General features: G+C 41.2%; 19 protein-coding genes. 11 read left to right on the forward strand and 8 right to left on the reverse strand.

The features are described 5' to 3' along the window. Positions 1-147 precede the first annotated feature (147 nt). The 7 genes from nagZ to Q5760_RS22920 all read right to left on the reverse strand — a co-directional run bounded on the left by nagZ (position 148) and on the right by Q5760_RS22920 (position 9,908). Positions 148-1,497 carry a beta-N-acetylhexosaminidase gene (gene nagZ, locus Q5760_RS22890; protein ID WP_428909857.1) on the reverse strand — a complete coding sequence of 450 codons (1,350 nt, stop codon included), beginning with the start codon at positions 1,495-1,497 and terminating at the stop codon, positions 148-150. Then, positions 1,497-3,377: a TcaA NTF2-like domain-containing protein gene (locus tag Q5760_RS22895; RefSeq protein WP_428909858.1), complete on the reverse strand. Its 1,881-nt coding sequence runs from the start codon at positions 3,375-3,377 to the stop codon at positions 1,497-1,499. The genes nagZ and Q5760_RS22895 overlap by 1 nt, the downstream gene beginning before the upstream one ends. A 17-nt stretch (positions 3,378-3,394) precedes the next feature. Further along, on the reverse strand, positions 3,395-4,873 hold the full coding sequence (locus tag Q5760_RS22900) for an Hsp70 family protein (protein WP_428909859.1): 1,479 nt from the start codon (positions 4,871-4,873) through the stop codon (positions 3,395-3,397). Beyond that, positions 4,860-5,969 (reverse strand): nucleotide exchange factor GrpE, encoded by a 1,110-nt coding sequence (grpE, locus tag Q5760_RS22905; RefSeq protein ID WP_428909860.1) that lies wholly within the window; start codon positions 5,967-5,969, stop codon positions 4,860-4,862. The genes Q5760_RS22900 and grpE overlap by 14 nt, the downstream gene beginning before the upstream one ends. Positions 5,970-5,980: 11 nt before the next feature. Continuing rightward, entirely contained in the window at positions 5,981-7,570 is a 1,590-nt protein-coding gene (locus Q5760_RS22910) for an Hsp70 family protein (RefSeq protein ID WP_428909861.1), read from the reverse strand. Positions 7,571-7,584: 14 nt separating this feature from the next. After that, a complete protein-coding gene (locus Q5760_RS22915) occupies positions 7,585-9,105 on the reverse strand; it encodes an Hsp70 family protein (protein ID WP_428909862.1) in 1,521 nt (506 codons plus the stop codon). Positions 9,106-9,674: 569 nt separating this feature from the next. Further along, positions 9,675-9,908, reverse strand: coding sequence for a hypothetical protein (locus Q5760_RS22920; protein WP_428909863.1), 234 nt, complete (start codon positions 9,906-9,908; stop codon positions 9,675-9,677). 273 nt (positions 9,909-10,181) lie between these two features. On the opposite strand from Q5760_RS22920, the gene Q5760_RS22925 reads away from it, so the two are divergent. The 4 genes from Q5760_RS22925 to menC all read left to right on the forward strand — a co-directional run bounded on the left by Q5760_RS22925 (position 10,182) and on the right by menC (position 13,878). Beyond that, positions 10,182-10,493 (forward strand): MurR/RpiR family transcriptional regulator, encoded by a 312-nt coding sequence (locus Q5760_RS22925; protein WP_428909864.1) that lies wholly within the window; start codon positions 10,182-10,184, stop codon positions 10,491-10,493. 188 nt (positions 10,494-10,681) lie between these two features. Continuing rightward, on the forward strand, positions 10,682-11,827 hold the full coding sequence (locus Q5760_RS22930; protein ID WP_428909865.1) for a M20 peptidase aminoacylase family protein: 1,146 nt from the start codon (positions 10,682-10,684) through the stop codon (positions 11,825-11,827). A gap of 22 nt (positions 11,828-11,849) precedes the next feature. Next, complete coding sequence (locus tag Q5760_RS22935) at positions 11,850-12,671, forward strand: GNAT family N-acetyltransferase (RefSeq protein ID WP_428909866.1); 822 nt, start codon at positions 11,850-11,852, stop codon at positions 12,669-12,671. Between the two features lie 97 nt (positions 12,672-12,768). Continuing rightward, complete coding sequence (gene menC, locus Q5760_RS22940) at positions 12,769-13,878, forward strand: o-succinylbenzoate synthase (protein WP_428909867.1); 1,110 nt, start codon at positions 12,769-12,771, stop codon at positions 13,876-13,878. Between the two features lie 860 nt (positions 13,879-14,738). On the opposite strand, the gene Q5760_RS22945 is transcribed toward menC, so the two are convergent. Next, a complete protein-coding gene (locus Q5760_RS22945) occupies positions 14,739-15,062 on the reverse strand; it encodes a hypothetical protein (RefSeq protein WP_428909868.1) in 324 nt (107 codons plus the stop codon). Between the two features lie 170 nt (positions 15,063-15,232). Between Q5760_RS22945 and Q5760_RS22950 the strand changes: the two genes are divergently transcribed. From Q5760_RS22950 to mnhG, 7 genes are read left to right on the forward strand one after another with little or no spacing between them, the layout of a single operon-like run. Beyond that, positions 15,233-17,635, forward strand: coding sequence for a Na+/H+ antiporter subunit A (locus Q5760_RS22950; protein WP_428909869.1), 2,403 nt, complete (start codon positions 15,233-15,235; stop codon positions 17,633-17,635). Further along, the gene (locus Q5760_RS22955) at positions 17,635-18,060 is read left to right on the forward strand and encodes a Na(+)/H(+) antiporter subunit B (protein ID WP_428912666.1); all 426 of its coding nucleotides are present in this window, start codon (positions 17,635-17,637) and stop codon (positions 18,058-18,060) included. Before Q5760_RS22950 ends, Q5760_RS22955 begins: the two co-directional genes overlap by 1 nt. Further along, positions 18,060-18,401, forward strand: coding sequence for a Na(+)/H(+) antiporter subunit C (locus tag Q5760_RS22960; RefSeq protein WP_428909870.1), 342 nt, complete (start codon positions 18,060-18,062; stop codon positions 18,399-18,401). Before Q5760_RS22955 ends, Q5760_RS22960 begins: the two co-directional genes overlap by 1 nt. Beyond that, a complete protein-coding gene (locus Q5760_RS22965; protein WP_428909871.1) occupies positions 18,394-19,881 on the forward strand; it encodes a Na+/H+ antiporter subunit D in 1,488 nt (495 codons plus the stop codon). Before Q5760_RS22960 ends, Q5760_RS22965 begins: the two co-directional genes overlap by 8 nt. Then, complete coding sequence (locus Q5760_RS22970; protein ID WP_428909872.1) at positions 19,882-20,358, forward strand: Na+/H+ antiporter subunit E; 477 nt, start codon at positions 19,882-19,884, stop codon at positions 20,356-20,358. After that, entirely contained in the window at positions 20,358-20,642 is a 285-nt protein-coding gene (locus Q5760_RS22975; RefSeq protein WP_428909873.1) for a Na(+)/H(+) antiporter subunit F1, read from the forward strand. The genes Q5760_RS22970 and Q5760_RS22975 overlap by 1 nt, the downstream gene beginning before the upstream one ends. Further along, complete coding sequence (gene mnhG / locus Q5760_RS22980) at positions 20,626-20,979, forward strand: monovalent cation/H(+) antiporter subunit G (protein ID WP_428909874.1); 354 nt, start codon at positions 20,626-20,628, stop codon at positions 20,977-20,979. Before Q5760_RS22975 ends, mnhG begins: the two co-directional genes overlap by 17 nt. Positions 20,980-20,999: the final 20 nt, after the last annotated feature.

A 20,999-nucleotide genomic window follows, 5' to 3' on the forward strand; every position in this document is an offset into this window, starting at 1 on the left:
ATAATTCTTACCTGTCAAGTAGGTTTTTTTGAATCAGAGGGAGAGGTACCTTGACTCACTATGTAACTCTTTTGAGCCCATGTCCCCTGTCTCACACCCATAACTAAAATGAGTCAGGGGACCTGACCCTCTGACTCATTTTCCACTTTACTTCCCAACAAATTTTTTAGCTTTTACAGGGTCAACGTGTGTTTCCTCAATGGTTGCTAATTTAGTGGTTAAAATTCTTTTTACAGACTCGTCAATTCTTTCTTCAGAAATCTTTTTCGTCTCAATTGCTTTTAGGATACCATTAAATACTTCCTTTTGATGTTCCAGTGTATGACATACAAGCAAGATGTCTGCGCCAGCATTGACGGCTTTATAGCCAAGATCGCCATAACTGTAGTATTTATTGACGGCACCCATTTCTAAATCGTCGGTTACGACAAGCCCTGTAAATCCGAGTTCTTCTCTTAATAGATCTTGAATAATAATGGGTGAAACACTAGCCGGGTTTTCCCGATCATAGGCAGGATATTTGATATGGGTCACCATCACAAATAATCGCTGATGATCAACCGTGTCCATAATCTTTTTAAATGGGTAAATGTCACTAGACTTTAAATCCCCTTTATCCACTGCCACAGAAGATGATTCGATATGGGGATCGATATTACTTCTCCCATTACCTGGAAAGTGTTTTAAGGTGGAAATGATCCCTGCATCATTTAATCCCGTGACTACCTTCTCACCAAACTGAGCCGCTTGTTCAGGATTTTCTCCAAATGATCGACTATCGGTAGCAGATAAGTCTAAAACAGGAGCAAAATTGAGGTTGAATCCCATCGTAGCGAGTTCTTTCCCATTACGTTGGGCCACTTTATAGACCTCCTCTGGATTCCCTTGTTTCCCAAGTGATTGTTGGGAAGGAATCGCCGTGACTTGGTCTTTCATGCGCATGATTTGTCCACCTTCCTGATCCACACTTAGCCATAAGGGAATCTGATCATCCTTTTGCTTTGCCAAGTCTTGTAGCTTGTTGTTTAACGACGCTACCTGTTCGGGCGTTTTCATATTACGATCAAATAAGATGACCCCTCCGACATGGTAATCGTTGATCATCGATCGAATGTGTTCATCCACCTCAGTGCTTTGAAAACCAACTACCAGTAACTGACCAATTTTTTCTTGAAGCGTCATATTTTCGACAAGACGATTGACTTTCTCTTCTGTGTTGTCCGTTTCCTCGTAAAAAGTAATGCTTGACTCTTCCTTTGTTTCTACTGTAGGTTTTGTTTCTTCTACAATACGTTCTTCCTTTTGATCCGATACCGTTGCTTCTGTTCTACTAGATGGAGCCTCTTCCTTTTCTTTTGCCTTTTCGGAATCGTTAAATATAAAAAACGAAACCCCTCCTAATACCAAGACAAAAACGATGGCAGCAACGATCAGTGAAAAAGGGGATGAAAAGCGTGGATGGCGTTTATTTCGTTTATTTCGTTTAGATCGACTCATTATTGAACCTCCACCCATGAATTTACTTTTGACAGATCTGGGGTGTCAAGAGTCCAACTTCCACCTTCTTTGATAAGGTGCCAATATCCAGCCCATTCTTGAACCAAAATCGTTCCATCACTGTTATCGTCATAAGAAGTAAACTCTATATAGGCCACGCCATTTGAGCCATCAATTTGTTCCACTTCAATCCTAGTCAGCTCATCATAAAGGTTTTGCTGAAGTCCTTTTTCCCAACCAGATTGTGTTACCTTACTTCTTCTATTCTTTGAAAAAACATTATACGCTGTAGAAAAATCGTTATTGCTTATACTGCCATAGTGTAATCGTATCGCACTTTCAATAGCTCCTGTCTCGTCTCCTGGCGGTGCTACATAGTTGTTATAGTTTGACAGATTATTCGTTGGATCAGATTCATACGTATATTCCTCCGTGACCGCTGCACGAATCAACTCAGAGTATGTCTCATCTGTATACAACAATTCATTTACGAAAAGCCGACCATCTTCAGATACGGTTAAATGATAAGCACTATTAAACTTCTTATAAACTGCTGACCCATCGTTATAATAAATTTCATATTCTTCTTGAGTCGAAATTTTGTAGGTAGTATCGTTCATTTTTTGAGAATCATTTAAACGCAGGTTAACAAATTTTTCTGTAATGTTTTTCTCTTCTAGATAGTTAATATAATCACGCTGGCTATCATAGCTCTTTCCATTCGGGTCTAATAATGGCTCTACTCTAGAGAAATCACGTGAATTCACGGCTTCTACACTCGCCATTCCATAACTATATATGAATTCCTCTATTTCTCCCCTTGTAAAACTAACAGGGATCACAACAGGTTCTTCCGGTTGTGGTTGAGTTTCTTCCTCAACAGAAGCAGGTTCTGGTTCTTCCTCTATCGTCGTGTTCACGGAAGCGGTCCCGGAGGAAGGTTCATCCTTTTCATCCATCACATTACCAATATAGATAATACCAGTAATAACGACGGCACCAATTATAGCCACAACCCCAACAATTCCGCCTATAATCCACTTAAACCTTGAATGTTTATGTTGATTCTGATCATAGCGCTGCTGTTCATTCTCGATCGGTCTTACCGTTTCTTCTTCTCTTTTTTGAAACAGGTTTTCTGTATCCTTTGGAGAATCTGTATTGGTTGTGGTACTACTTAACACTGGATCAGGCGGAGCGACTTGTTTAGAAGCTGTTTCTTCCTCACTCTCTTGTTCGACCAACCCGGGCTTTGCTTTTTTCGGCTGTTTTTCTACATTTTCCGTTGCCCCTGTTAAAAGCTCTCTTAATTCATCAAGGGTAACCGGTTTATTGAGGTCCATCTTCTCGATATCTTCATCTGCTAGTACAGAATATGTCTTGATCACTTCGACCAACTGACTGACATCAGAGGATGGAGTTGTTTTTTCAAAAACACTTGCCTCACCCGCACCGAATAAGACCGCTTTGCCTTGTTTGGTCAGCCAGATGTTTCCTGCATGAATGGACCCATGGGATAAACCTTTTTTTTGCAGATGTTGAAGGGCATCGATTAAATTCGATATTGCCTCTAATCGAAGGACACCTTCTTCCCGAAGCGTGGCTCCTTCTTCACAATCCAATGTCGTATACACGGTGGTCGGGTCCATCATCGTGATATTGGATACTTGTGGTAAATACTTATAATTGGTTACTTTTTGTTGATAGTCTGTATACACCTCATACCAATCATCTAAGCTAAATTCGCCTCTACTTTTGGATACATCAGCTATCCGCAGGATACAAAGCTGAGCATTTTCCTGATTTTTGGCTACATATACGGTTAATCCATTTCGATTGGAAAAAAGCTCTCTTATGAGCTCATACCCTTCTATATTCACTTTCTAAGCACTCCCTACTAAGTTAGCTTAACGGTTTCTACTTTTCTTATATGACTTTCTTCTTGGATCACCGTAACGGAAACGGATTGTTGTTGACTAATTTGAAAGGTAATCTTAATATCCAATTCTCCCGCTGGTCGTTTGACTAGACCTGGTACATGAATCGTACCAATTTTTTTATTGTTTTTAATAAATTTCGAAGCCCCTTGATAGAGATCGATATCCAATTCCTCACAGTTATCCGTGTCTGTTGTAAAGGTGCGGGTTTCTTTGCATGGGGTTTGTCGATTAGCTGGTATCAGCACACTTACTCTTCCATCCGCTAACCCCACTCCTAAAGCATGGGCAGTGGCCGTCTTAATTTCTATTTCCTTCGCCCAATCAATCCGCTCGTCCAAAAAGGCTGCGTAGATACTAGCTCCTTGTGCGACACAAAGGTCTGGATCAATATTGCCAAACGTTTTGTTGCCGCCTACCTTTTGGGATAAGAGCTCATCGATTTTCGGAATGCGGCTTGAACCCCCGACTTTAATGACACGGTTAATATCACTTCTGGAGAGGCATGCCTTCTCAATGACATTGTCCATGATCGTATCCATTTTGACAAAATAATGGTCAATGCACGCTTCAAATTCTTCTCTTTCAATCTCGATTTCGATATGTTGACCTGGGAGAATATTCGGTTTAATTACTTCAGTGGAATCTTCAAAAGACAGGATTTCTTTTGCTTCCTTTGCTGCTTCCATTAAAGCCGATTTCGCTTTAAGGAGGTCCACTTCAGACTGTCCATCTAAGTTAAGATTGGCTTTTTTCTCAATCAGTTCTGATAATTTTTTATCAAAATCCAACCCTCCCAGTCTGTCATCCCCTCCAGTGGCTAACACTTCGAACGTAATTTTGTCTTGATTATTCGTGAATCGAAATATGGTTAAATCAAAGGTTCCGCCACCAAGATCAAATACCATGATGATTTCATCACTCAAATTTTCCTCTTCATGCACGCCATATGCAAGAGCAGCCGCAACAGGTTCTTGAATAATCCCTAGCACATTCAACCCTGCCATCTTGGCTGCATCTGCTGTATTACTATTTTGGACAGCGGTAAAATAGTATGGAACCGTCACGACAACACCGGCTGGATCAAAACCTGGTGTCGTTTTTTCTGCATATTCATAAACATCTCGTAAAATTAACGAAGAAATTTCAATCGGACTAAATTCTTTATTGCCTAATCGAATGGTCTGATTAGCGTCATCCATCATGCGCTTAACACCGATAACGGCGTTCTCAGGGTCAATGATCGCCCGCTTTAAGGCCAGATTTCCCACCAATGGTTTTTCCTGACGATCATCAAAGTATACGACCGATGCCCATGAATATTCTCTTCTTGGATTTTGATATACTTTAGGACCCTTCTCCGTCCATCTGGAAATGGCGGAATACGTCGTTCCTAAATCAATCCCCAGTACAGGTTTTTTCTCGTTATCTACTTTCATCTTCATTACCCTTTCCGGACGCTAAATCTGGTTGCTTTTTATTTTTCACCACAATCACTTGTGCAGGACGCAATAGAAAAGATGGCTGCTGATCGATCTCTTTTTCATAAATCAAGCCAAACCGAACGACTTCCTTTACTTGTTCATCTTGGAACCCTTCATCCTCTACTACGCCAATCGGTTCTTGTGTATGTTCATCAAATAAGGATCCCGCTTCAGGAATAAAGAGGTTAATCGAAAACGTCGCAAAGAATTGTCGAATTTGATCCATTAATTCATCATAAATCGTGAGCCATTCCTTGGTTTGCTCAAGCTGCTCATGATCGGGACCTAACTCTTTAATCAGATCGTTCCCGTATTTTTTTCCACTGTAAAGCCCGTCAAGAATTGGGGATACCCCTTTTTCCATAAACTTGAAAAATCTCGTTTCTGCAGAGGTAACACACTCTTCTAATTCCTTGAGAATTTCTTCATTGGTTTCAAGCGCCTCTTCAATAATGGCTGTATCTGTCTTTCCTTCAGGTAAAGTCGTTCCATCCTCATGAATCTCTTTTTCAAGCGGGGGAGTGATCGATTTCTCTTGTTCTGCTTCCGGAACTTCGAGAGTCGGTTCTAGTTCGTTGTGCGGGACCATTTCCTCCGTAACTAGCTCTATGTTCTGTTCCGGAACAGAAGGAGACGGAGAATCCCCTTCCAACACCGTTTCTATTTCTACTTTCTTCAGCTCGTTGTCCGATGTCTCGCTGGACTGTTCATGATTGTTCTGGATCATTTTGACCACTTCATCCGATGTCATAATGTCCTGTTCAACATCCATGAGCGGTTTTTCTGGAGCCATTTTTTTCAAAAGCCGGCTGACACTTTTTGCTGATAAACGAATGCCTTCTCTCCGGTTCTCAAGCTTTGTTTTTAGATCTTCTGAAAAATGGTCCGTTCCTTCTAATCCCTGGTAGCCTTTTTCAAAAGACTCCATCAAATTCTTCGTTTCAATTTCTAATCGCTTGAAATCATTCTTCCAGTCATCCATCTCTTGTCTTTTTTTAGAGTAGACCTTTTGATTGCTGATAAATTTCTTCAATAACTCTGATTTTTCCATAGTATCGGCTCCTAATTTCTTTGTATTGTAAGTTGATTGGATATACCTTCTTCCCCTTGAAGACTAGCTGTCACAATCACTTCATTTTGTTTATTCACGTCAAAATTGACCGCGATTCGGTGTTTTCCTTTTGGAGCCTTTGGAATTCCTGATAAGAAGAACTCCCCGATACATATACAGCGATCGTCTCCTACATATTCAACTTCCTCTGGACTTTGAAAAACGGAAATACGCATTTCCGTCATATCATCTTCAGGCGTACTGTATACCTTTTCTCTTGATACAACCGGTTGTTCGTCTGTTAATTCCAATCCCTTTTCAATAATGGTATTGAAGCGGCCTCCTCTAATTTCGATGCCAAGATAGTGAGTGACAATATTATTCATTTCAATCGTTGTATCCAGGACATCTTCTTGATCGGTTTCATTGGTTTCATGAATTTTATCAGTTGGTACCCCAATGCTGGCGCCAAAAATAGCCGCTCCCTGTGCAACGATTGTATCTGGGTCAATATTGGAGTACGGCTCCTTATTTAAGACCTCTTTAATTTTTTTGCTAACAAGAGGAATTCGCGAGGAACCTCCGACTAAGATGACTCTTGAAAGATCTCTAGTGTCTAATTTTGAATGCTCCAATGCCTTTTTCATCGTGATGATGGTTTGGTCAATTAACGGTTCGATCGCCTTTTCAAAATCCTCGCGGGTTAATTCATATTCCACGTTATGAATCGTTCCAAATTCATCCTTAATCAGATTCGGAATCTCAATGGCTGCAAATTCCATTTCCGATAATTCTCTTTTGGCTTGTTCACAGGCCTCTTGTAGCTTTTGTTGAGCCTCAAGCAATTCCGTTACCGAAACCCCTTGATCTGCCTCCAAATCAAACAAATCTAAATTGCTTTTTGTTTTAAAATCTTCCGCAACCAGCTTCATGATGACTTGGTCAATATCGTATCCGCCAAGGTTGGGGTCTCCTTCTTTGGCCAAAATGGTAAAAGTAGCAGGTTCCTCTTCTGATGTACTATCTACTTTCAAAATCGAGACATCAAATGTACCCCCACCTAAATCGTAGACCATAATGGTCTGGTTACGCCCTACTTCCATTCCATAGGCAATTGCAGCCGCAACCGGTTCTTCTAATAAATACGTCACGTTCAAACCAGCTAGTTCTGCCGCTTCCTTCGTCGCACGCTTTTTATTGTCGTCGAAATTGGCTGGTACACAAATAACTGCGTACGTTGGAGTACCGTTCAAATCAAATTCTTCTTGGGCGATGACATATTCCTTTAATTTTGAAAGAATCTCAGCAGAAATATCTTCAGGTCTATAAGAATTGCCGTAGAATTCACGGGTCCATTCGGTTCCCATTTCACGTTTAATAAAAGAAACTGTGTTTTCGGGATCAATCAAAATTCGGCGTTTGGCTGCTTCCCCTACTTGGATATCTTCTTCCGATCGGAAACTAACGACAGAGGGGATGGAGGTTTCCTTCCCTAACTTAATCATATGCGCTTTTCCTTTTCGATAGATGGAAACTGCGGAATTAGATGTTCCTAAATCAATACCTAAAATATATGGGCTGTTTTTTTCAATTATGGCCATCATGTTGCCTCCAATTATTTATTTGTGTCAATCGTAATTCGTTCCAAAGTAATTTGACGATTCTCAATCATCCTTTGAAGGAGAATCTCATCCACTTCACCAGTTTCGTCATAATAACCAATAAGCGGATTGGAAGGAGAAAGTTCAGCACTTGATAAGATCAAGATCCCGTTTTCATCCAGTTCAAAGATCGCTACCATATCAACAGGAGACTTCTGCGGTGTTACCCTTAATATCAACTCTCCCAACTTATCCTTACTATCAGGAACATCTGATTCTGTCCGATAAGCCGGTAATTCAACCTCTTTTTGATACGGAAACCTCGTATAGCACAAAGTTGCTCCAATAGCTGGAACTGGTGTATTTCTATGGATGAGATGTTTGACTTTATAAACGTTGTTAAAATATAGACCTACCCCGAGCGAATGCGGTACTGCATTTTCAACTTCGATTGGGACAGGAGCGGTATCAAGGTCAGGTGCACATAAATTAGCGGCCATAATCGCTGCCCCATGGGCGACGATCTCATCGACATTGTCCGCAATAAAAGGTTTTTTAATTTGTTGAGTGACAATTTCCTGTACCGCCCTCATTCGGGTGGAACCTCCTACCAGAATCACTCGGCTAATATCTCTTTTCGTCAATCCTGCTTCTTCTACTACCTCATTGATTTTATCAATCGTTTTGTTCAACAACGGTTGAGACATTTGATTTAAAGATTCAATCGTTAATTCCTCATCAATATGAACACCCATGATATCTGGAATCAGAATATCGGTGATATCACTTTCGGACAGCTCTTTCTTTGCTTCCTCAGCCGCTTCTTTCAATCGTTGAAGATCGAGTGAGGCTTGCGCTTTGTTTTTGATTTGACCGCCAATTTTGACCTTATCGATGAGATGCTGAACAATGCGATCGTCAAAATCATCCCCACCCAGCATCGAATCTCCATCAACCGCCACAACCTTGAATGAATTTCCTTCCACCTTTAAGATGGATACGTCAAAGGTTCCACCGCCAAGGTCATACACCATGATCGTTTGATTTCTTTCCTTATCCAACCCATAGGCAATGGCGGCCGCCGTAGGCTCAGGCAATAATCGCAATACCTTTAAGCCTGCTTGTTCGCCTGCTTTTCTTGTGGCTTCCCGCTGCTCACTCGTAAAATAAGCCGGAACGGTAATAACCGCTTCCTTCACTTCTTCTCCTAAGTATTTACTTGCTTCTATTTTAATTTTGTTTAGAATTTCACTTGCCGCATCAATAGGCGTTAAAGTTCGATTATGGATCTGATAGGTTTTCTTCGGATCCCCTATATATCGTTTAGATGATGCAATACTATTCAGAGGATCAATAAACAGCCTTGCCTTAGCAGCACTGCCTACAAGAATTTGACCATCCTCTTTATAAGAAATAACAGAAGGTAGTATTTTCCTCCCATCAATCGGAATACTCTCCACCTTCCCTTTACGATAAACGGCTGCAGCAGAATTACTTGTACCTAAATCAATCCCAATTGCTATTCCCAATTCCATCAACATCCTTTTCTTGAAGTACAACCAAAGGTTTCTTCCTTTTTTTAAATAAGTAATATGAATCTAATAAAATTATACTATGGACGACATCTTCATAACTAGTACTTTTGTAATAAACCCCCTAGCCAATTTGTTACAAAAACTCTCAAGACTGTAACACCATTCATATGGATTGCCCCAGAAAACTAAACATCGACCTAACGTTTAGGAAAATGTACCTCTATTTAATAGGAGTAATCGGATTAGACGATACATAGCTTTTATTAGGAATTGATTATCGAATTTCTAGGTAACAATTTCTTACCGTGTTGGTTTTGTAAAATAAAATAAAAAAATACCTGCAGAGATTGCACTCCACAGGACCTTCCTTCATTCTCTAAATTAAGGTATAGGGAGGGACAAGGAGACCTGTATCTTTGACCTACAAAGTTGTTTTCTTCAGCGAACATAAACTCTAGTCAAACGATTGATTAGTTTGAGAGAACGCTAGTTTTGATGAATTCAATTACCTAGCAAACACATATCCAATCAATCGTTTGATTAGATCCAATATTTATCTATCAGCTAAATTAATCATCGTTTCCCCCACCAGAATCGCCACTATCCGTAGCCTCGTTATTTGAACCTTCCCGCTCCCCATCATAATATTCATCATGATAATAAGAATCCAACGTACTTGTTGACTCCTTACTCGGAAGGAAAAACAAAGCAACCACCGCCACAATAATCCCCAACCACTCAAATCCTATAAAGAAAAAAACAACCCCTATTAAAATCCCCAAAACACAGATGACTTTTTTCATTAAGCGTCCCCTCCATCTAAAAAATTACCTAATCATATTCCTAGACCAAATCATTTATTCCGACTTCTTTTCTGACTCACCTTTGACGTTAAACTAAAAGCGTTGCAGGGATCTCGATTAAGTTATATTATTGTAAAAATAAAAAGTATTTGCTTTTTTAGTCAGAGGGATGATTCAGAGGTCCCTTATCTCATCCCTCTGTCCTAGGCAAAAAACTTTGGACGAAATCGCGGCATTTAATAGACGCGGAGAATATACTAATAGTAGGAGTTCATGCATCGTATCCAGGAATTATGGTTTCACTATACGTTAAATCTTTTACGAAAAAATGTAACCGTTTATCGAGAATACAGTGATCGATTATTTTTCTTAACCGATGAACTGAACGCGAACAGCACGGTGTTCATTATTACGTTTCATCGTTATAGGGCAAGCAGCCTCCGGGTCGCAAAGGAAGCAAAAAAACGAGGTGCGCAGGTTTTGGCCATTACTGATTCGGTTCTCTCCCCTATTGCATCGCATGCCGATACGCTCGTTTCGCTAGGATTGGGACAGCAATCCACTATTGATGTTTCCGTTCCATAACTATCGCTCTTGCATAGTTTGACGGCAGCCTATAGTGTCAAAGATGCGGAGAATGAAAAAAAAGACTTGATGCTTTTGTTAGTTCGACCCTGATATAAAACTTTTTTAAGGACAGAGAGTTGGGGCACCTACATGAGTCAAGGAACCTGTCCCGCTGACTCATGACTCAAAATAAAGGAGATGAAGAAATGAAAGCTAAATTGAAGGAACTTAAGAGCGAGATCTTTTCCATCTTCAATCATCTCCATCAAAATGCTGAAATTAGTTGGAAAGAGGTAAAAACAACGGAGTTTATTCGCAAGCAGTTGGAGCAGGAAGGATTTCGCACTCAGACTTTTGATGATTGTACAGGGGTTGTGGGAGAGATTGGTGAAGGTGATTTCACGGTTGCGCTTCGTGCTGATATGGATGCGCTTTGGCAGGAAAAGGACGGAAAGTGGCAGGCGGTTCATTCCTGTGGACATGACTCCCACTCGACTATGGCTCTCGGAGTCGTAAAGTTACTTAACAAAATTGGCTTCAAGCCAAATGGTAAACTCAAGGTGATTTTTCAACCGGCTGAGGAAAAAGGAGCCGGTGCTCTGAAAATGCTGGAAAAAGGAGTGTTGGATGACGTCGATTATTTATACGGTGTTCACTTGCGGCCCATTCAGGAATTGCGCTCAGGCTATGTTTCGCCGGCCATCCTCCATGGAGCCGCTCAATTTATCCACGGACAGATTAAAGGATTAACCGCTCACGCCGCTCGACCTCATTTAGGTGTGAATGCGATTGAAGTCGGAAGCAGTCTGATTCAGGCAATCCGCAACATTCATATCGATCCACAGGTACCGGCCAGCATTAAAATGACTTCGTTTCACTCCGGCGGACCAAATGGTAATATTATTCCAGACCAAGCGACGTTTACCCTTGATTTACGGTCACAGAATAATGATGTCATGAATGTGTTGGAATACAAGCTGACCCAGATAGCAGAAGGTCTCTCGGCGATGTACGACGCGGAAATTCATTTGAAGTCGGACATTAAACTTGCCGCAGCCGAACCAGACCCGGAGGCGGTGGAGATTATGAGAAGTGCGATTTTTGATTGCATCGGCGCTCCATTTTGCGCAGAACCTGTCGTTACTTCTGGAGGCGAGGATTTCCATTTCTATTCGCTCATGAAAAAAAATCTAAAAACCACGATGCTCGGTCTTGGGTGTGATTTGAAGCCAGGTCTGCACCATCCAGATATGACTTTTCGACATGAAGACCTTTTAACGGGAATTGAAATTTTAGCCACAACTATAATGAAGACATTTGAAAAGCAGAGCCCCAAAGGGTCCCGCAGATAGATAGAAAACGAGGTGAAGACCATTGGAGATTTCCATCAGAAACCTCAAGGACATCGAGGATTTTGAAAAAGTACAGCAGTTAGATTTAAAAATTTGGGGCGCCGATCCTGTCCCCACCCACCAAACGATGACAGCAGCGAAAAATGGCGGGTTTGTCATCGGCGCCTTTGATGGAGAAACATGTATTGGGTTTCAATATAGCTTTGCCGGGTTCAAGGATGGCGAAGCCTATGTGTGCTCCCATATGATGGGAATTGATCCGGACTACCGTAATCAAGGAATCGGCTATCGCTTGAAACAAGAGCAAGCCAAGATCGCCAGTGAGTTGGGCTACAAGAAAATCCGCTGGACCTATGATCCACTGGAAAGCCGAAATGGGTACTTAAATTTAGCAAAGCTCGGGGCAATTTGTTCAGATTATGTGGAGAATTGCTATGGTGAAATGAAGGATGGACTCAATGCTGGAATGCCTTCTGACCGCTTTAATGTGGAATGGTACATTGACCATCCTTATCTAGAAGAGCGCAGGAGTTGGTTTGTTGAACTGGAAGTGACTCCTGAAGGGTTAGCACTGGATTGGCAGCAACGTCCGGATGGCCTGCCACAAGCTGTCGAGGCTCGGAACAAAGACTATTCGGACGTCCCTTACCTCTTTGTTCCAATCCCAGTTGACAATCACGGTTTAAAAAAACAGAATCCTGAACTAGCATTAGACTGGCGTTACAAAACACGAGAAGTTTTTGTATCTTTATTCTCACAAGGCTGGGCAGCCTGCCACGTCATCCGAAAAAAAGACGAGCCCTGTGAATACTACGTGCTCTGCAGGCGAGATGAATTAATCTGAAACACGGGGACGGTTCTCGTTGTTTCACGACAGTCGTTATAAACATGAAACATGTAGAACCGTCCCCCTGTTTCAAAATTAGATGGAGGTTTATGGGATGAAACTAGATCGAGTTGTGTTGAGACATTTGCAGATGGAGCAAAAATCTCCATTCACTACAAGTTTTGGGACGGTGACCACAAAGGAATTTATTTTAGTAGAAGTCATCGATGAGGATGGCGTTTCTGGCTGGGGCGAATCCACCGCCTTCCAATCTCCCTGGTATAACGAGGAAACGTTGAAAACGAACTGGCATATGCTCGAGGATTATTTAATTCCATTGAGTATAAAGGAACCCTTTCAACACCCGGATGAGCTGAACGATCGCTTTGGTTTTATTCGAAAAAACAATATGGCCAAATCTGCGATTGAAGGCGCGGTTTGGGATCTGTATGCGAAAAAACAAGGGAAGCCGTTAAGTGCCGTGATTGGAGGAAAGAGACAGGAAATTGAAGTCGGGATTTCGATTGGGATTCAGAATTCGGTGGACGAGCAGCTTTCCGTCATCGAGGGATTTGTGGCTGAAGGCTACCGCCGCATGAAGGTAAAAATTAAGCCAGGCTGGGATGTCGACGTAATTGCGGCGATTCGCGCGAGGTTTCCCGATATTCAATTGATGGCTGATGCAAACTCGGCTTATACGTTAGCGGATATTGATTTACTGAAACAGCTTGATGACTACAATCTAATGATGATTGAGCAGCCATTAGCGTACGATGATATCATCGATCACGGGACGTTACAAAAGCAGATTAAGACGCCAATTTGCTTAGATGAAAGCATGCATTCTCTTGAGGATACGCGCAAAGCGGTTGAGTTGGGCAGCTGTGGAATTATTAATGTAAAAATCGGTCGTGTTGGCGGAATTAGTGAGTCGATCAAAATTCATGACTACTGCAAGGAACACGGAATTCCGGTTTGGTGCGGCGGAATGCTAGAGTCTGGTGTGGGACGAGCCCATAATATTGCGATTACGACATTAGATGGGTTCACATTACCAGGCGATACCGCAGCCTCCTCTCGTTACTGGGAACGCGATATCATCGATCCAGAAGTTACCATGAAGGATGGCATTATTACCGTTCCTACTGCACCTGGAATTGGGTATGAAGTCAATCGTGGAGTGGTCGATCAGTATACGGCGTATGCGAAGGTGTATCGGAAGTAATAGGTGATGGGCTTGACATGGATTTTTTTACTCAGTTAGGTTTTGGTGTTCGTTCAATTGGACACGATTGAGTGATAAAGTTAGGATTGAGTCCGTTTGAGAGGCTCTAACGGACTCAATCTCTGATAAGAGCAGGGAGCTTGTCCGTTTGAGGGCTTCTATCGGACTCAATCCCTTGTAAGGCCAGGGTTGCTGTCCGTTTGACAGCCTTCTATCGGACTCGAGCTCTCATGAAAACAGGACCCCTGTCCGTTTGAACTCTTCTATCGGACTAAAACTCTTGTAAAACCAGGTTTCCTGTCCGTTTGACACCTTCTTTCGGACTCAAACCCTTGTAAAAACAGCATTCCTGTCCGTTTGACACCTTCTTTCGGACTCAAACCCTTGTAAAAACAGCATTCCTGTCCGCTTGACACCTTCTATCGGACTCAATCCCTTGTAAAAACAGCATTCCTGTCCGTTCGGTTAAAGGTGAATGTTGATTTCACTGTGCTTGAAAAAATAACCGAAAAAATTCCGTTTAAACGAAGAAGTACCCCCTTTTTTCTTAAAGATAAAGGTAGTTTTTCCGCTTACATAATCCAAATCCTTGGATTTTGCCTTATTCAGAACAGCTAACCGGAATATCTCCGCTTATATCAGCTTCTTACGCCTCCTCACTACACATTAGCTGGAAATTTTCCGTCTATGATTCTTATACCTACTCGAAAATCAACCGCCCTTCATATTTTTCAAATTAAAAAGCTATTTTCAAATAACGATAACTCCCAAAAATCCAATCAGCCTAATCACCCAATTCCAAATTAAAAATAACCGCAAGGTGTCCACCACCCTGCGGTTATTTTTCCACAACAAACTCCCTACCTCTGCTTAATCTTAATATATTCTCGCGGCATGAATCGACTAGACGTTTCTTCTTCCGGAGGGCTGTCGTAACTTTTCATATTCATATTGGAAATATTCAAGAGTCCAGACTGCGGATCGGTTGTTCTTGTTTCCAATTCTGGTTGGGATTGCGCTTCATTTAAAAACCATGAACCCGAAAATAACAACAGAAAAATGCCTACCGCCACACCTATTTTCTTTTTCATCTTTTCATCACCCTTTCTTAGGATGGATGAAAATGAAAAAAGATATACTAAGATGATTAATTTAGCACAAAATAATAAAAAATATTTATCCAAAAAAATATTTTTTTGACGCTTTTTTATCTGTTTCTTCCTATTTAATATTATTTGAAAAATGAGTGATTTCTCTGTGATGCGCTCAGATGCAAAGAATTTTAAAGTAAGATATAATCCATTAATAGAAGGTCTATCCAGTTTTCACTATATTTTTCAAAGGAGGTTTTGTTTTGTCAGTATTGCATTTGGCTATTTTATTGCCGCTACTTATGACAATTATTGTGCCCATTGTATATAAGTTGTTTCGCAACGTACATACGGGATGGTTTATCCTTCCAATCCCCATTCTGTTATTCAGCTATTTTCTAACCTTTCTCCCCGTGACAAGGGAAAACGGAGCGATTCGTGAAACCTTCTCATGGATTCCATCGCTCGGCATCGATTTTACAGCAAGAGTCGATGGGCTTGGGCTGTTATTCGCCCTGCTCATTACAGGGATTGGGGCCCTCGTTGTTCTTTATTCCATTTATTATTTGAATAAAAATAAAGAACAACTGAACACCTTCTATATTTATTTACTCTTATTCATGGGTGCCATGCTAGGGGTTGTCCTATCCGATAACTTAGTGGTTCTCTATATGTTCTGGGAGTTAACCAGCTTTTCTTCATTCTTTTTAATTGGATATTGGTACAAGCGTGACAAATCAAGATTTGGCGCACAAAAATCAATGCTAATTACAGTATTTGGTGGACTGTGTATGCTTGGGGGAATCATTCTCCTCTATTTAATGACAGGAACCTTTAGTATTTCTGAAATTATTGCCTTATCACATACAGATAATTTCCAACATTCATTTTTTATTCCTGCTCTGATTTTCATCCTACTAGGAGCCTTTACCAAATCAGCTCAATTTCCGTTTCACATTTGGTTACCAGATGCGATGGAAGCGCCTACGCCTGTTAGTGCTTACTTGCACTCAGCGACAATGGTAAAAGCAGGAATTTATTTAGTTGCTCGTTTCACGCCATTCTTTGGAGAACATTCCTTATGGTTCTGGCTTGTATCGGGCGTTGGTCTATTGACACTTTTCTGGGGATCCTTTAATGCTGTTAGACAAACGGATTTAAAAGGAATTCTTGCCTATTCAACCATCAGTCAGCTTGGAATGATTATGTCCTTGCTTGGAGTTGGAACAGCAGCCCTTCATTTTGGCGGAGCACAAGATAACTTTTATTTAGTTGCAGCAACGGCTGCTGTATTCCATTTGATTAACCACTCCACCTTTAAAGGGTCACTCTTTATGGTTGCGGGGATTGTTGACCACGAAACCGGGACAAGGGATATTCGTAAGCTCGGTGGATTAATGACGTTCATGCCGATTACCTTTACACTATCGATTATTGGAGCCTTTTCAATGGCTGGATTACCACCGTTTAATGGTTTCCTCAGTAAAGAGATGTTTTTTACTGGAATGCTAAGAATTCAAGAGTTTAATTTCTTTAATGTTGAAACATGGGGCATTCTTTTCCCAACTATCGCATGGATCGCAAGCGTCTTTACGTTTATCTACTGTATGATTTTCGTTTTTAAAACTTTCACAGGCAAATATCAGCCTGAAAAATTAGAGAAGAAACCGCATGAAGCGCCAATAGGTATGCTCATTTCACCAATTATACTTGCTTCAATCGTGATTATTATTTTCTTCTTCCCGAATCTATTATCTGAATCTATTATTGCGCCAGCGATGGCTTCCATTTTACCAAGCTTATTAACTCCTGGTGAAACCTTCAATGTTCATATTTACGCATGGCACGGGTTTACGCCTGAGCTTTATATGACGATTGGGGTTATCATACTAGGAACGCTTCTATTCATCACTAGGGACAAATGGAAGCAAATCTACAAAGCGTTTCCAGATCGCTTTTTCAGCAATATTTATGACGGCATTTTAGTCTATTCGCAAAAAGCGTCTAATCGTTTTACTAATTTTTATATGAACGGTTCGATTCGTTCCTACTTGCTTTATATTTTCGCGTTCTTCATCGTGATTTTAGCGACAACGATGGCAGTGAAAGATGGATTTACCGTTTCAACTGATGATTTAGCGCCGATTGGCATCTGGGAAGTCATCCTTTCCTTGTTAATCATCATTGGAAGCATCGCTGCGTTGTTCACGAAATCTCGAATGACCTCACTGATTCTATTAGGATCGGTTGGGTATACCGTATCTCTGTTCTATGTCGTATTCCGTGCACCGGATTTAGCATTAACACAGCTTGTCATTGAAACGGTATCGGTAGCGTTATTCTTGCTATGCTTCTATCACTTGCCGAAAAAGCGTAACGAAGAAAAACACAGCTTCAAATTAACGAATTTAATTATCTCCATTGGAGTTGGCGTTACGGTCGCGCTTATTGCCGTTTCAGCGCACAGCCAGAAGCTGTTTGATTCCATTTCTCAATATTATGTTGATAATACGTACACAGAAGCAGCAGGTAAAAACATGGTTAACGTAATTCTGGTTGATTTCCGTGGATTTGATACAATGTTTGAAATTACCGTGCTGGCGATTGCCGCTATTGGAATCTTCACGATGATTAAGCTACGTCTATCGGGGAGGAAAGAACAATGATGAAAAAAGAAAATGATATGATTTTACAAATTTGTACGAAAGTCGTTTTGTTCATTATTATTCTGTTTTCCGTTCATTCCTTCTTCGCTGGACACTATAATCCCGGTGGAGGGTTTATCGGCGGTCTGATGACATCAGGTGCACTTGTGTTATTCGTTGTTGCGTTTGATAAAAAAACATTAAAAAAAGTCTTGCCGATTGATTATAAAATCATGATTGCCGTCGGTTTATTGTTTGCCGTTGGGACAGCTGCTGGCTCATTGCTCTTTAATGTCCCATTTTTAACTCATGCGTTTGGAGATGTCGTGCTTCCGCTTTTAGGAGAAACGGCACTGCATACCGCGACGTTATTTGATTTAGGTGTGTATTTAGTTGTTGTCGGTGTAGCGATGACCATTATTCTAACGATTGGGGAGGGTGAATAATGGAATTTTTAATGGCGATTGTCATTGGCGTTTTATTTATGTCAGCCACCTATTTAATGCTCTCCAAAAGTCTTCTTCGTATCATTGTGGGGACAGGTCTTTTGAGTCATGGAGCACATTTACTACTTTTAACGATGGGTGGATTAAAGAAAGGAGCTCCTCCGCTTTTAGGTGAAAATGCGGCTAGCTATACGGATCCGATTCCTCAAGCTTTAATTTTAACCGCGATTGTGATTAGCTTTGGGGTTACCGCCTTTTTCCTTGTTCTTGCCTACCGAACATACCAAGAACTTGGAACGGACAATACTGAAAAATTGAGAGGTACAGAAGGAAATGATTAACTTTTTAATATTACCGATACTCATCCCGCTTCTAACGGGAATCCTTTTGCTCTTTCTGCCTCGATATGTGAAGGTACAGCGCTGGATTTCCGCACTGTCCGCACTGACAACCGTTGTGCTTTCAGCTCTTCTGGTTCAAAAAGTGTATCATGACGGAATCCAAACGCTGAATGTCAGTAGCTGGGATGCTCCCTTTGGAATCACGCTCGTTTCAGATATTTTATCTGCGTCACTGGTGTTAACAACGAGCATCATTGCGTTTGCAAGCATTATTTATTCTTTTTTCAGCATTGGAAAAGAACGCGAACGATCTTATTACTATGCCGTCGTTCAGTTTCTAATTGTCGGAGTAAATGGTGCTTTCACAACAGGCGATATTTTCAACCTGTTTGTCTTCTTTGAAGTGATGCTGATGTCTTCTTATGTACTGCTTGTACTTGGCGGTACGAAAATTCAATTACGTGAAGGGATTAAATATATTCTCGTTAACGTGATTTCATCGGCTTTATTCGTTATCAGTGTGGGCTATTTGTACTCCGTGATCGGTTCCTTAAATATGGCCCATATTTCTGAGCGAATCGCCCAGGTTGGGCAAAACGGAATTTTAACTGTGATTGCGATTATGTTCTTAATTGTGTTCGGGTTAAAAGGAGCCATTTTCCCATTATATTTCTGGCTTCCAGGTTCTTATTATGCTCCACCTGCACCGGTTATGGCGTTATTTGGTGCCTTGCTAACAAAGGTTGGGGTCTACTCGATTATGAGAACGTATAGCCTCTTCTTTTATCACGATCAGGCGTATACGCATGGCCTGATTATTACCCTTTCGGTGCTGACGATTGTGTTTGGCTGTATCGGCGCGATTGCCTATATGGATTTAAAGAAAATTATTATTTACAACATCATTGTCGCGATTGGCGTCATTTTATTCGGCTTTGCCGTCATGTCACCGGATTCTGTAGCTGGCAGCATCTATTATATTATTCATGATATGATTATCAAAGCTGCATTATTTTTACTAATTGGTATTATGATTAAGATTACAGGAACAAGTGATTTACGGAAAATCAGCGGATTGATCAAACGTTATCCAGGGCTTGCTTGGACCTTCTTCCTCGCAGCTGTATCGTTAGTGGGGGTTCCACCGTTGAGTGGGTTCTTCGGAAAACTATTGATCATCAGTGGTGGTTTTGCAGAAGGATTTGGCTTTGGAGCGGTTGTCGTGCTGCTTTCAAGTTTATTGATTCTCTTTAGCATCATGAAAATCTTTATTCACGGCTTTTGGGGTGAACCGCAAAGCTATCCGGGCGAGGAAAAAGCGCCTGTTAAATCCTTATTAATTGCTCCTGTTTTGTTAGTGATTGTATCGATCGCCATGGGAGTCGGGACGGAAGCCATTTACCCGTATCTTTCTATGGCTGTAGAAACCTTATTAAATCCTAACATCTATATCGATGCCGTGTTGAAAGGAGTAATGTAGATGGCCTTTCAAATCTTATTGAATCTTGTTCTTGCTTTTCTTTGGATGTTTATGAAAAATTCCTATGAGCCTATTAACTTTTTTATGGGGTACGTCATTGGATTGATTATGCTGTTTATTTTTAGACGTTTTTTCAGTACCCGTTTCTACTTAGGTCGGGTGTTCGCCATTCTCCATTTACTTCTTGTTTTTATAAAAGAAGTGATTCTATCCAACTTGGCCGTGTTAAAAATTGTCTTAAAACCAAAGCTTGATATGAAACCGGGCATCTTCGCCCTTCCGCTTGATGTGAAAAAAGGCTGGGAGATTTATATTTTATCTTGTCTGATTACGTTAACTCCTGGAACGCTTGTTATGAAGGTATCGAATGACCGGAAGCTCCTTTACATTCATGCGATGGACGTTCCAGATGTTAAAGACTCGATTGGTAGCATTAAAAACGGTTTTGAACGATTAATCAAGGAGGTGTCTCGATAATGCTGGATAATATTATTTATATCGCACTCGTGGCAATTGCGGTTGCGATGACCTTGCTCATCTACCGGGTGATTAAAGGACCTACCACACCTGACCGAGTCATTGCCCTTGATGCGCTTGGAATCAATCTGGTGGCGATTACGGCGCTCGGGTCGATCGTGTTGAGGACAAGTGCATTTCTCGATATTACCTTATTAATCGGGATCCTCTCCTTCATCGGAACCGTCACCTTTTCAAAATACCTTGAAAAGGGGGTCATTATCGAAGATGAAAGAGATTCTTGATTGGTTGATTATCATTTTAATTGTCGTTGGCGCGTTTTTAAACCTTGCTGCGGCGTTTGGGGTCTTCCGACTTCCTGATGTCTATACCCGCAATCACGCAGCTTCTAAGGCTACAACACTTGGCGTATCGTTCCTTTTACTAGCTACCTTTGTTTATTTTTATGTTGAAGGCGGACTGGTCGATGCTCGGTTGATCCTAACCATCGTCTTCCTATTCCTAACATCGCCAGTTTCGGGGCACTTGATTAATCGCGCTGCTTATAACTCTGGGGTGAAACTGTGGAATAAGAGTGTGCGCGATGACTTGAAGGCTCATGAAGGGCAACGGGAACAGTGAAACATGGGGTTCTTGCTGAA

The organism is Niallia sp. Kr1, assembly GCF_050389805.1.
Lineage (GTDB): Bacteria > Bacillota > Bacilli > Bacillales > Cytobacillaceae > Bacillus_BD.

Excerpts from the sequence above, each read along its gene's own strand:
- Q5760_RS22910 (WP_428909861.1), bottom strand. The coding sequence starts at position 7,570 with ATGGCCATAATTGAAAAAAACAGCCCATATATTTTAGGTATTGATTTA.
- grpE (WP_428909860.1), bottom strand. The coding sequence starts at position 5,969 with ATGGAAAAATCAGAGTTATTGAAGAAATTTATCAGCAATCAAAAGGTC.
- mnhG (WP_428909874.1), top strand. The coding sequence starts at position 20,626 with ATGAAAGAGATTCTTGATTGGTTGATTATCATTTTAATTGTCGTTGGC.
- Q5760_RS22925 (WP_428909864.1), top strand. The coding sequence starts at position 10,182 with ATGCATCGTATCCAGGAATTATGGTTTCACTATACGTTAAATCTTTTA.
- Q5760_RS22900 (WP_428909859.1), bottom strand. The coding sequence starts at position 4,873 with ATGAAAGTAGATAACGAGAAAAAACCTGTACTGGGGATTGATTTAGGA.
- Q5760_RS22975 (WP_428909873.1), top strand. The coding sequence starts at position 20,358 with ATGCTGGATAATATTATTTATATCGCACTCGTGGCAATTGCGGTTGCG.
- Q5760_RS22970 (WP_428909872.1), top strand. The coding sequence starts at position 19,882 with ATGGCCTTTCAAATCTTATTGAATCTTGTTCTTGCTTTTCTTTGGATG.
- Q5760_RS22920 (WP_428909863.1), bottom strand. The coding sequence starts at position 9,908 with ATGAAAAAAGTCATCTGTGTTTTGGGGATTTTAATAGGGGTTGTTTTT.
- nagZ (WP_428909857.1), bottom strand. The coding sequence starts at position 1,497 with ATGAGTCGATCTAAACGAAATAAACGAAATAAACGCCATCCACGCTTT.
- Q5760_RS22965 (WP_428909871.1), top strand. The coding sequence starts at position 18,394 with ATGATTAACTTTTTAATATTACCGATACTCATCCCGCTTCTAACGGGA.
- Q5760_RS22960 (WP_428909870.1), top strand. The coding sequence starts at position 18,060 with ATGGAATTTTTAATGGCGATTGTCATTGGCGTTTTATTTATGTCAGCC.
- Q5760_RS22930 (WP_428909865.1), top strand. The coding sequence starts at position 10,682 with ATGAAAGCTAAATTGAAGGAACTTAAGAGCGAGATCTTTTCCATCTTC.
- menC (WP_428909867.1), top strand. The coding sequence starts at position 12,769 with ATGAAACTAGATCGAGTTGTGTTGAGACATTTGCAGATGGAGCAAAAA.
- Q5760_RS22955 (WP_428912666.1), top strand. The coding sequence starts at position 17,635 with ATGAAAAAAGAAAATGATATGATTTTACAAATTTGTACGAAAGTCGTT.
- Q5760_RS22915 (WP_428909862.1), bottom strand. The coding sequence starts at position 9,105 with ATGGAATTGGGAATAGCAATTGGGATTGATTTAGGTACAAGTAATTCT.